The organism is Mojavia sp. (genome assembly GCF_059505145.1).
Window position 1 is genome coordinate 402,652 of sequence record NZ_JCACKA010000047.1, and the last position, 11,797, is coordinate 414,448.

An 11,797-nucleotide genomic window follows, 5' to 3' on the forward strand; every position below is an offset into this window, starting at 1 on the left:
ATTTTTAGTTTTAGTTATAAGTTGTTTATTATTAATTTTTAGTTCCCAATCTAGCCTTGTGAGTAAATCACTCAGTTAACTGTTCACTTAGTTTTTGAATTTATAACAAACTCTCAATTTTTTTACAATGCTGTAAAAAATGAGTTGCTGAATTGAATTTTAAATTAGAGATTCCCAAGGATTTATGAGTTGTGAGTTGTCAATGGTCACTGACAACTCACACTTGACTATACAAGTGCATTAAGTTGCTTTGCCGTTTCAAAGAAGAAAGCAACATTTTCTTCTGGAGTTTCTGGCATTACACCATGACCGAGGTTGAGAATGTGGCCCCAATTTCCAGCTTTGCGAACGGTATCGAGAATGCGATCGCGGATAAACTGTTTGGAACCAAATAGCACTCCCGGATCGAGATTTCCCTGAACTTTCACGTGCTTACCCAATCTTGCCCGTGCGTCTGCCATGTCTACTGTCCAGTCTACAGTCACAACATCTGCGCCAGATTTTGCCATTCTCTCCAACACACCTGCACTACCACTAACCAGCAAAATCAAAGGTGTATCTGGATGGGTTTGCTTGACTTGCTCAAACACCCTTTGTTGATAAGGCAGAGCAAAGACATCATAATCTTGAGGACTTAATTGACCAGCCCAAGAATCAAACATTTGCACAACTTGAGCGCCACAGTCAATTTGGTAGCGCACGTAGACGGCGATCGCATCTGCTAATTTTCCTAACAGATCGTGCAATATCGCTGGCTCAGAGAAAGCCATATTTTTGATAATGGAATAGGTTTTAGAACCTTTTCCTTCCACTGCATAAGCAGCTAACGTCCACGGCGCACCGACAAAGCCTAGCACTGTTGATTGATTCCCCACTTCCTGACGCAACGCCTGCAAAATTGTTTTGATAAATGGCAGAGATGCTTCTGGATCAAAGGAACGCAGGTGATCAACTTGTTCTTGAGTGCGAATGGGCGAGTAAATAATTGGCCCCTTACCTTCCGCAATATCCATGTCAATGCCCAAACCAGGCAACGGCGTTACAATATCGGAAAATAGAATAACTCCGTCTGGTTGAAAGGCTCTCCAAGGCTGTAAGGAAACCTCAATCGCTACTTCGGGAATTTCTGAGCGATCGCGGAAAGAAGGATACTTCTCTCTTAAATCTCGATATGCTTTCATATATCGTCCCGCTTGTCGCATCATCCATACAGGGGGACGGTCTACTACTTCACCACGAGCTGCTCTAAGAAGATTAGGAGCTGTTGAGGAAACGCCCATTTAACACTTCATCCTAAGTCACTTTTTTATGTCACTGTTTAGCTTATCATTCTGAGATTACGCTTTTTCAGGTAGCTGGACTCAAAAATGCTAGTCTTTGCTTAACTTAACTTTATATGCAAGCTGATAACGGTTCCTCTCATGTTGCATCTACTCAGAAGGTTCCTAACCCAGGAAGGTTTTTGATCCCGCGTTCCCAAAGAAGGAGGTTTTTAATTCAATTTACTTTCATGACCTGCTTAGGATGGGTTGTGGGTGGTGTTGCCAGTATTGCCTTAGAAAAAATTTTATATAACTTCTTGCTTGTTTTGTCTCAAGATCCACAAATGTGGAATACCTTGGCCAGCTATTTCAGCAGCTTTGTGTTTGCGGCAATTTTCGCCGCCGATCAAGCGCTTGTCTTGCGTCGATATCTATCCGGTTGGCTGTGGATGCTAGCCACTAGCGTCGGTTGGCTAATTGCCAACACTGTTTCTACAGCCTGGATTTCTTACATTTCTGGCGTTGCCTCATCTTTGAATGACAGTTTAACTTCTGATGCAATGATAATTTTGGGATTTATGTCTACTGTTGCATATATTATTTCTGGAGTTTGGCTAGGGCTTTGCCAATGGTTGGTGTTGCGTCGCTACACAGTAGGTGCTTGGTGGTGGAATTTCCTGCCTACCATTTGCTTCTTCTTCATCAGTCTTTTGGTTGGCTTGCTTTCCTTACTGCAAAATTTTATTCCCGAAGCTTACCGGAGTTCGATATGGTATTTTAATGAGCAAGGATTTACGGCATTTATTTTGGGGATTATACCAGCAATTGGGTTGTGTAATTTGAAAAGAAACTTACACCACACAACTAGAATTTCTAGTTCATCTTAAGTTACTAAGCAGTTAGTTTATACTCATATATGACTCCAATTTGATTTTTGCGAAGCTAGGTACATCTTTATTCCTTCTTCCATGTTAAGAGTTCCCCGTTCCTTGTCTCTATGAGTGATTCAGGAATCACTCGAATTGTTATATCTATACTTGACTTTGCAAAATATGAATAAGGATAATCTTTCACGTAATATTAGTAAGCCTCCTATCGCGGACAAACAACCACAAGTTTTAGAGTTACACGGCGAGCAAAGAATTGACAACTACTTTTGGATGCGCGATATTGAAAACCCAAAAGTTATCGCCTATTTAGAAGCGGAAAACACTTATACAGCAGCGATGATGCAGCATACAGAAGCGCTGCAAACAAAACTCTACAATGAAATGCTGGCACGGATTAAAGAAACTGACCTGTCAGTGCCATATCGCAAAGATGATTACTACTACTATGTACGTACTGAAGAAGGAAAAGCTTATCCCATTTTCTGTCGCAAAAAAGGCAGCCTAGAAGCTCCTGAAGAAATCCTTTTAGATGAAAATGAGCTAGCAAAAGGATACGATTTTTTCAGTTTAGGTGTAATTGCTATTAGTCCTAATCATCAAATCTTAGCTTACTCAGTTGATACTAGTGGTTCTGAGCAATACACCCTTTATTTCCTAGATTTAACTACATTTGAGCTATCCTCTGAAAGCATCCCTGACACTTATTTCTCTTTGGCTTGGGCTAACGATAACCAGACAGTCTTCTACACCAAAATTGATGAAGCCAATCGCCCTTACCAACTATTTCGCCATACTTTAGGCACTTCTCCTAGCGAAGATGTTTTGATTTATGAAGAACCGGATGAAAGTTACCACTTATATGTTGGCAAAACCCGCAGTCAAGAATATATCTTGATGAATTTACAAAGCAGCATCACTACAGAAATTCACTATTTAGATGCAAATAATTCTACTGACAATTGGAAAATAATCCATCCACGCACTACAGGCATAGAATATAACGTTGACCATCATAGTGATTATTTCTATATCGTTACTAATGAAAAAGCTACTAACTTTAAACTAGTAAAAACTCCAGTAACTTCACCAGCCAAAGAAAATTGGCAAATTGTAATTCCCCATCAAGAAGATGTGTTGTTATTAGGAATTAGTCTTTTTGCCAAGTACTTAGTAATTTATGAAAGAAAAGGTGGTCTGGAAACTGCAAGAGTACAAAATTTATTAACAAGTGATGAGAGCAATATTACTTTTCCAGAGCCTACCTATGAATTTTCTGAAGGCAATAACCCAGAATTTAATACTACCATTCTGCGGTTTAGTTACACCTCTTTGATTACTCCCCAATCTGTGTTTGATTACGACATGGAAACACATCAGCGGGAGTTGAAAAAAGAATTGGAAGTTATTGGTGGCTACGATAAAACTCAGTATCAGAGTGAGTGGCTGATGGCTACCGCCCAAGATGGTACAAAGGTTCCCATATCCATTGTTTACAAAAAAGGGATTAAAAAAGATGGTCAAAATCCCTTGTTGCTTACAGGGTATGGCGCTTATGGTTATTCGTATTCAGCAACATTTTCATCAAATCGCCTGTCACTTTTAGATCGGGGAGTGGTGTTTGCGATCGCCCATATTCGTGGTGGTGAAGAAATGGGGCGTAAGTGGTATGAAAATGGCAAATTTTTGCACAAAAAGAACACCTTCACAGATTTTATTGCCTGTGCAGAATATTTAATTGCCGAAAAATGGACAGCAAGCGATCGCCTAGCCATTTCTGGTGGTAGTGCAGGCGGTTTACTCATGGGAGCAGTTATTAATATGCGTCCCGATTTATTTAAAGTAGTAGTTGCTGATGTTCCATTTGTAGACATAGTAACTACTATCTTGGATACATCATTACCCCTTTCAGCAATGGAATGGGAAGAATGGGGTAATCCCAACGACAAAGTTTATTATGACTACATGAAATCTTATTCCCCCTACGATAACGTCGAGGCTAAAGATTACCCAGATTTGTTGATTCTTGCTGGCTTAAATGACTCTCGCGTTAAGTATTGGGAACCAGCTAAGTGGACAGCTAAATTACGAGAACTCAAAACTGATAACAACGTTCTTCTGCTGAAAACGAATATGGGTGCAGGACATAGCGGCGCATCTGGACGCTATGAAAGCTTGCGAGAACTTGCTTTTGAATATGCTTTTATTCTGGATCGGTTGGGTTTGGGAAATATTAAACCTCTTGCGTAGGTCTCTGTTGAGGATATAGAACCATAGATGAACACAAATTCACACCGATATTTATCTGTGTTTATCTGTGGTTAATTTTAGTATTTAGATTTTTACAACCAGTTTAGCCGTAATTTTACCTGCCACAAGGTAGAATAATTAAGTTTGCCAATAAATAAGTAGAGGGCCAATAATGAGCGGAAAAAAAATGACTTTTTCAAATGGTTTGGAATGCTACTATATCAGCAGTGATGAAGAAACAGAATATATCTTTTCAGAAATATTCACCGAACAGCAGTATCTTGGGCAGGATATTGTAATTAACGAAGATGATTGTATATTCGACATTGGAGCAAATATTGGACTTTTCTCTCTATTTGTCAGCAAACTTCAACAAAACTTGAAAATTTACGCTTTTGAGCCGATTCAGCCGACTTTTGCAGTTCTACAAGCAAATATATATATGCACTCGTTGACTAACGTGTCTTTATTTAATTGTGGCTTTAGTTCAGAAAATAACCCTGAAAAATTATTTACTTTTTATCCAAATATGGCTGGAAATTCCACAATCAAGCCAGGTGATGCGTTAGCTAATACAGATACTGTTACAAATGAAAACGAATCAGAAAAGATAGAAAATATATTTGAACATCTATTTGTAGAAAAACAACAAGTTAAATGTAAGGTGAGAACAATATCTTCTGTAATTGATGAATTAGCGATCGATTCAATAGATTTATTAAAAATAGATGTATAAGGTGAAGAGTACGAAGTTTTAAAAGGTATAGAAGATAAGGACTGGGGCAAAATAAAGCAAATAGTCGCTGAGGTTCATGATACAGAAGGGCGGCTAGATAAAATAAAAAGAATGCTAGAATCTTATGGTTTTAAGATGAAAACTCAAAAAAGGGAACTTTTACCCTCTAGCTTTGTTGATATCTTTAATTTGTATGCTGTGCGCTAAGAATAGGTAGCAAAATAGCAATCCGATTTGATTCTGAATCACTTGTGGAGATAGGGAACTCTTAACAGGGAAGAATGAATAAAGGTGTACCTAGCTTCGCAAAAATCAAATAGGAGTCTTATAGTAAGCAGCGGCATTTTCCAGTCAGGTAGAGAGTTGGCTGTGAGATGCCGTATTTTTGTACTTTTCTACGAGCAAGCTTGGTACGAGAAATGGAATGAGAATGAAATGTGCTACTTCTGTTCTCAATCGATAGGGGGATGGAGGTGATGTCATAAGTTTCTAGCTTTAAGGCAAGAGACTCCATGAACGAATCGCCACAATGCAGGATAAAAAATCTATTATTCCCTACCCCCTAGTGTTTAACCCTTATTTTCGTAGGGGTTCTCTCAAAACCAGAATTTAATAAATTTAGCGTTGGGGAAATTTTTGGAGTTAGGTACGCCAGAGGGATTGCTGCATCTGGCAAAAATTCATGGAGAGGCAATTATCAGGAGGTTTAAAAATGACAACAAACGGTAAGCGCAAAATTCGTTATGCTGTTATCGGACTAGGTTGGATTGCCCAAGAAACTGTTTTGCCTGCTTTTGCCCAAACCGAAAATTCACAATTGGTCGCTTTGTTTTCCGAAGATCCAATCAAGCGTGAAGAACTAGGTAAGCAGTACGGGGTGAAGGCTTACCCATACGAAGAGTACGACAACTGCTTAAGAAGTGGTGAAATTGATGCAGTTTATATTGCTCTGCCCAATCATTTGCACTGCGATTATACCGTGCGGGCAGCAAATGCCGGAGTTCATGTGCTGTGCGAGAAGCCAATGGCGGTAACAGAACAAGAGTGCGAACAGATGATTCGTGCTGCCAAAGATAACAATGTCAAGCTGATGATTGCCTACCGTCTGCACTTTGACAAAGCAAATATGGAGGCAGTAGAAATTGTCAATTCAGGAAAAATAGGCGAGTCTCGGATCTTTAACTCCGTCTTTTCTCAACAGGTTGAGGAAGGAAACGTGCGATTAGAGCCAATCTCTAATGGCGGCGGTACTGTTTACGATATGGGTGTGTACTGTATCAATGCTGCCCGCTATCTATTCCGGGATGAACCCACAGAAGTCTTTGCTTATAGTAGCAGCAAAGGCGAAAAGGGCTTTGACGAAGCTGACGAAATGACTAGCGCTATTTTACGTTTTCCTGGGGAGAGACTAGCAAGCTTTACTTCTAGCTTTGGTGTTGCACCAATTTCGACTCTCCAAGTAGTGGGTACAAAAGGTAATTTGCAGATGGAATCGGCATACTCTTATGCGGGGGAACTGAAGCAACAAATCACCATCAACAATGAAACGCAGGAACAATCCTATCCTGCTGGTAGCCAGTTTGCCGCAGAAATCATCTACTTTTCAGACTGCGTGCTGACTGGTCAAGACCCAGAACCATCAGGTGAGGAGGGGTTGGCAGATGTTCGCATTATCCGTGCTATCTACCAATCAGCACAAACTCATCAGCCTGTGCAATTGGGCGAGTTTAAGCGTCAGCATAGACCCTCAGCCCAGCAAATTATTCAGCGTCCTGAGGCTCAACAGACAGAATTAGTTCACGCAGCAGACCCTTCTGGTAAATCGTAAACAATTTCAAAATTTTGCTACCAAAATTTTGCTATAGGGGTATAGGAATTACCTACACCCCCTCATCCATATCCCTCTATTTTTGTAAAACTATGGAAATAAGAAGTTCAGCTTTTTTTATTGGCAATACTATTCCATTTAAATACACTTGCGATGGGGAAAATATCTCTCCTCCTTTAACCTGGGAAGACCCTCCTCCAGGAACAAAAAGTTTTGCTTTGATTATGGATGATCCCGATGCACCCAACGGAACATTTACCCATTGGATTATCTACAATATTCCCGCTGATAGCCGCGAATTACCAGAAGATGTTGCCAAGCAACCTAAACTTGCTGATGGCTGCTTTCAAGGAAAAAATAGTTTTGGGGATTTAGGTTTTGGCGGGCCTTGTCCACCAAAAGACAGCACTCATCGCTACTTTTTTAAACTTCATGCATTAGACATAATGCTTGATTTGCCAGCAGGAGCAAGCAAACAAGAGATAATGGCAGCGATAGATGGTCATGTGCTGGATAAGGCAGAAGTCATGGGGCGCTACGCGAGGCAGATTGAGTAGCCAATTTTATGCTCTATGTTTCTAAACTCAAAATCCCCTCGTCTGCATCTAAAGTTGCCAATACACCAACTGGCAAAGTTGCATTGGGACTCTCATGACCAAAGGGTAAGCCAGAGATTACAGGAATTCTTAAATTACCCAAGCGATCGCGCAAAACTTCTTCAACACTAAAACTAGGCACGTTTGGTGGCGCTTCACAATCAGTAAAATTACCCAATGCAATTCCCCGGACTTTTGCTAAAGCCCCACATAAACGCCACTGTGTCAACATTCGGTCTATCCGGTAAGGTGCTTCTGTAACATCTTCAAATGCTAGAATCACACTATCAAAGTTTGGTTGTATCGGTGTATTCAACAGATGAGTGGCGACCGTTAAATTGCCTGGTAGCAAAATACCACTAGCAACACCACCGCCCCAACCACAACCTTTAATAGGTTCGATGGGGCGACCTTCCACCCAATTAAACAAGCGCTCAATTGACCAATCTGGCTCATTGGCAAGAGTTGTTAGTACAGGAGCATGAAGGCTGGAAATGCCGACATTATAAAGGCTCCATAACAGAGCAGTGATATCAGAAAAGCCAATTAACCATTTTGGTAGTGTTGAATTTTCTTGCCAATTCCAATCTTCGAGGATGCGGGTACTACCGAAACCACCCCTGGCGCAAAGGATACCTCGACAATTTGGATCATGCCATGCTGTGGCTAGGCGATCGCGGCGGTCTTCGTCTTTACCTGCTAAATATCCCCATCTATCATCTATTGTGGGGATGATTTCTACTTTATAACCACGCGATCGCCAAATTTCTAAACTCCGCTCAAACACTTCAAATTCCCGCAAAGCACCACTAGGAGCAATTACTTTTAGTAAGTCTCCAGGTTTTAAGGGTGCTGGTAAAATTGTGGTTTTCATTAATAATCTGTTAGGTGTAAAAATTACAAATTCTGTTTAAATTATTAACTTAGAATTTAATTTCTAAGGTGGGAAATTCCCACCCTACAAAACTTAAACCTTTATGGTATATGAGAAAAAAATCTCTTGATTCCATCTGCCATCTGCCTTTCTTAATTAATTCCACATTAAATTAAGGCGTTCTTGGGCTTTTTTCAAGGCTGTTTCTGGAGATGCTCCTAGCATGGTAGCTTCGATGGCTGTTCCTAAATTGTCGGACAGGCGACTATAGCCATGAATAATTGGGCGAGAACCTGATATAGACATTTGGTCAAGAAAGACTTTAAAAACGGGTTTTTGTTTAATAAATTCTTGGTAAGCCTGACTTTGAGCAGATTTAATATTTACAGGCAAAAAACCTGAGCCAATACTCCATTCTGTTTGGAATTCTTCACTCACTATATATTCTAAAAACTTTAAAGCTGCCTGTTCTCTTTGAGGTGTGGTCTTCATCACAAACATATTGCCGCTAGCAAGCACAGTTGCTGGCTGAACATTGCCAGGAATCGGCAGGACATCGAAATTTACTTTACTTTTCATAATAAATGTCCAAGGCCCTGTTAACTGCATAGCAACACGACCGGCAACAAAATCATCTTCTTCGTATCCTCTTTCTGGTGCAGAGAATTTAGTAGAACCGTCTTTAATTAAGTCTTGCCAAAATTGTAAAGCAGCGATCGCTTTAGGATTTGCTAAATTGGGCTGGTTATTTTCTACTACTGTGCCACCGTTACTTAATAAAAAAGGAAACCAAGTAAAAACCGTCCATTCTCCTTTACCTAGCGGCATTAATATTCCATACTGTTCTGGAGTTCCATCACCATTGCGGTCTACAGTCAATTTTTTAGCTACTTGCCGTAATTCTTGCCATGTTTTTGGCAGCTCAGTAATTCCTGCTGCTTTAAACAAATCTGGTCTGTAAAAAAGTCCAACATTGCCAGCAAATAAAGGAACTGACCAAATATGACCGTCCAACTGCATCTCGTCAAAAAGATTCTGGATAATTTCTGATTTTAGTGGTGATTTATTTAACCAATCTTCAAGGGGACGAATTGCTCCCAATTCCACAAACTGACCTGTAATTTGCGGGTTGAAGAACAAAATATCTGGTGGAACATTACCGATAACTGCGGTTAAAACTTTCGGTATTTGTTGATCGAGTTGTCCTGCATAGATAGATTCCACTTGAATATCAGGATGATCCTGATTAAATCGATCTACTAATTTTTGAAATACATCTCGATTAGGAGGCGGATTGATACCATGCCAAAGAGTGAGATGCACAATTTTGCTGTCTGCTTGGCTAGTAGTCTGACAACCGCCGAGAGTAAGTAAAAATAGACCCAGTAAAATTATAAACAGCGATCGCAGCAATAGATCGCCTATATTATTGCTTGGGAAAATGGCAGATCTGGCTTTCATAGGCAAAATGAAAAATTGGCAAGCGGCTAATTTTAATAGTTATTTAGGTTTCAGTAATTTTGTTCAACAACTGATTAAATTGTTGGGCAATTACAGGTGCATCAAACTCTGCAACTTTAGCGCGGCCTGCTTTACCCAACACCAAGGCTTTTGCCCGCGACGAAAGTACTTCTGCTAATTGGTGCGCCAAATCTTCTGGATCTAAAGGATTTGCTAGTAAACCTTGAACGCCATGTTGAATTAACTCAGGTGTCGACGAGGAACGGCTAGCGACAATAGGCTTACTGGTAGCCATTGCTTCGGCAAAAACAATTCCAAAGCCTTCTTGCAGGCTTGGTAAGCAGAAGACATGACACCGGACATACTCGCGGACAAGCTCCTCATAGGGTACGTAGCCAAGAAAGGTCACAGTTTGATTTAACTTAAGTTTTTGAGCAAGACGGCGTAGGTTATTCCACTCTGGCCCTTTACTTGCAATTCGCACTTCCACATCTGGGATTTGTTGGCGGAGAATTGCTGCGGCGCGAATTAGAGTAGCGACATTTTTACGTGGGTACTGCACACCCACACATAGTACAGTAGGGCGTGTATTTACTTGGTCTTCTTCATTTTTAGTTACGGATGCTACTGCCGCATCCCATCCTTGAAGATCAAACGGAGGCGGTACGATATGGATATCTTTGCTATAGCCATAAAGTTCGGTGAGTCTGAGGCGAGAATATTTGCTAGTAGCAATCACCATATCAGCACGATGGGCACTAACACGCTCTGCTTTTGCCATTAACTCTAAGGATGTACGTACCCAACCCCGTTCAAACTTGGCTTCGTCAGCAATAATACCGTGAATATAGGCAATAAAAGGCGCTTTAATGCGATCGCCAATCGTGTAACCATCCATATCCAGACCAATTACCGCATCATATTTGTCAAAGTCAAGCGGATCAAGTCGCCAGTTCCAACGGAAACGATGCACCATATAACCCATCGGCCCGGATGACTTAGCTGGAGTGAATACATCAACAGTATGCTGCGATCGCAACTGAGCAATCAAGTGGGCATTACCAACAAAGGTTCCACTTCCAAGCTTGGCATTTTGGGGGGTAGCTGTGATAAATGCTAGCTTCATCTTGTGCAAAATTTAGTTAGTTTTGTTGTTTTTGAATTATTGAGTAGCTAGATCACAAGTGAAAAGCATTTCCCACTATATGATTATCTAAAGAAAATAATTACTGTCTTTCTGCTGTTCAAGATACCAGGAAAGCCGTCTTTCTATAAGTAGAAATTTAGTTACCTAACATTTTTGGATAAATTGAAAATTTATGGTTAACAAATTGAAAGTTAGTATGCTGCTGTTAGCAGTTTTGGGAAATTTAGCATGGTCATCTAGTGCTAAGGCAGCTTTTAAAGGCAACCTCACCATAGAAATTGATGGATTTAAAAACACGCAAGGCCAAGTATGCGCCAGCATCTTTGCCCAGAGTGAAGGTTTTCCTAACAAACGCGATCGCGTATTACAAAGGCAGTGTACCAAGATTACCGACAAGACTGTAAAAATTACTTTTGAAAATTTGACAGCAGGTAGTTATGCCATTGCAGCCATGCACGATCAAAATGAAGATTTGAAGCTCAATCGTAATACTCTAGGGATGCCTACCGAAGGCTTTGGCTTTTCCAGAAATCCTGAAGTTCGCACTAGTGCGCCTCCATTTAGCGATGCAGCCGTTTTGCTGGCAGGCCCAAATACCAGCATCCAAATACATTTAAAATATTTATAGTGGTTTGCTATTGGCTGTAATACAGATATATTAGGTAGGCAATACAGATCAGCCTTTTTTCTTTCCCCCTGCTCCCTGCTCCCTGCTCCCTGCTCCCTGCTCCCTGCTCCCTGCTCCCTGCTCCCTGC

Annotated in this window: 10 protein-coding genes; 6 read left to right on the top strand and 4 right to left on the bottom strand. The window is 40.7% G+C overall.

Annotation, left to right across the window (positions count from 1 at the left end):
• Positions 1–227: 227 nt before the first annotated feature.
• Positions 228–1,280, bottom strand: a complete 1,053-nt coding sequence (gene hemE / locus AC5JL8_RS08920; protein ID WP_495879415.1) for a uroporphyrinogen decarboxylase — start codon at positions 1,278–1,280, stop codon at positions 228–230.
• 116 nt (positions 1,281–1,396) lie between these two features.
• On the opposite strand from hemE, the gene AC5JL8_RS08925 reads away from it, so the two are divergent.
• The 5 genes from AC5JL8_RS08925 (at position 1,397) to AC5JL8_RS08945 (ending at position 7,520) form a co-directional block, all read left to right on the top strand.
• Positions 1,397–2,149, top strand: coding sequence for a hypothetical protein (locus tag AC5JL8_RS08925; RefSeq protein WP_495879416.1), 753 nt, complete (start codon positions 1,397–1,399; stop codon positions 2,147–2,149).
• Positions 2,150–2,314: 165 nt separating this feature from the next.
• A complete protein-coding gene (locus AC5JL8_RS08930; protein WP_495879417.1) occupies positions 2,315–4,399 on the top strand; it encodes a S9 family peptidase in 2,085 nt (694 codons plus the stop codon).
• A 172-nt stretch (positions 4,400–4,571) separates the two neighbouring features.
• Complete coding sequence (locus tag AC5JL8_RS08935) at positions 4,572–5,135, top strand: FkbM family methyltransferase (protein WP_495879418.1); 564 nt, start codon at positions 4,572–4,574, stop codon at positions 5,133–5,135.
• Positions 5,136–5,847: 712 nt separating this feature from the next.
• Positions 5,848–6,963 (top strand): Gfo/Idh/MocA family protein, encoded by a 1,116-nt coding sequence (locus AC5JL8_RS08940; protein ID WP_495879419.1) that lies wholly within the window; start codon positions 5,848–5,850, stop codon positions 6,961–6,963.
• 92 nt (positions 6,964–7,055) lie between these two features.
• Entirely contained in the window at positions 7,056–7,520 is a 465-nt protein-coding gene (locus AC5JL8_RS08945) for a YbhB/YbcL family Raf kinase inhibitor-like protein (RefSeq protein WP_495879420.1), read from the top strand.
• 13 nt (positions 7,521–7,533) lie between these two features.
• Here the strand turns inward: AC5JL8_RS08945 and AC5JL8_RS08950 are convergent, their stop codons facing one another.
• From AC5JL8_RS08950 to AC5JL8_RS08960, 3 genes are all read right to left on the bottom strand, one after another.
• Positions 7,534–8,433 (bottom strand): S66 peptidase family protein, encoded by a 900-nt coding sequence (locus AC5JL8_RS08950; protein WP_495879421.1) that lies wholly within the window; start codon positions 8,431–8,433, stop codon positions 7,534–7,536.
• A gap of 156 nt (positions 8,434–8,589) precedes the next feature.
• Positions 8,590–9,894, bottom strand: a complete 1,305-nt coding sequence (locus AC5JL8_RS08955; protein ID WP_495879422.1) for an ABC transporter substrate-binding protein — start codon at positions 9,892–9,894, stop codon at positions 8,590–8,592.
• Positions 9,895–9,937: 43 nt separating this feature from the next.
• Positions 9,938–11,020 carry a glycosyltransferase family 4 protein gene (locus AC5JL8_RS08960; RefSeq protein ID WP_495879423.1) on the bottom strand — a complete coding sequence of 361 codons (1,083 nt, stop codon included), beginning with the start codon at positions 11,018–11,020 and terminating at the stop codon, positions 9,938–9,940.
• Positions 11,021–11,213: 193 nt separating this feature from the next.
• Here AC5JL8_RS08960 and AC5JL8_RS08965 point away from each other — a divergent pair, with 193 nt between their 5' ends.
• Positions 11,214–11,669 carry a DUF2141 domain-containing protein gene (locus tag AC5JL8_RS08965; protein ID WP_495879424.1) on the top strand — a complete coding sequence of 152 codons (456 nt, stop codon included), beginning with the start codon at positions 11,214–11,216 and terminating at the stop codon, positions 11,667–11,669.
• Positions 11,670–11,797: the final 128 nt, after the last annotated feature.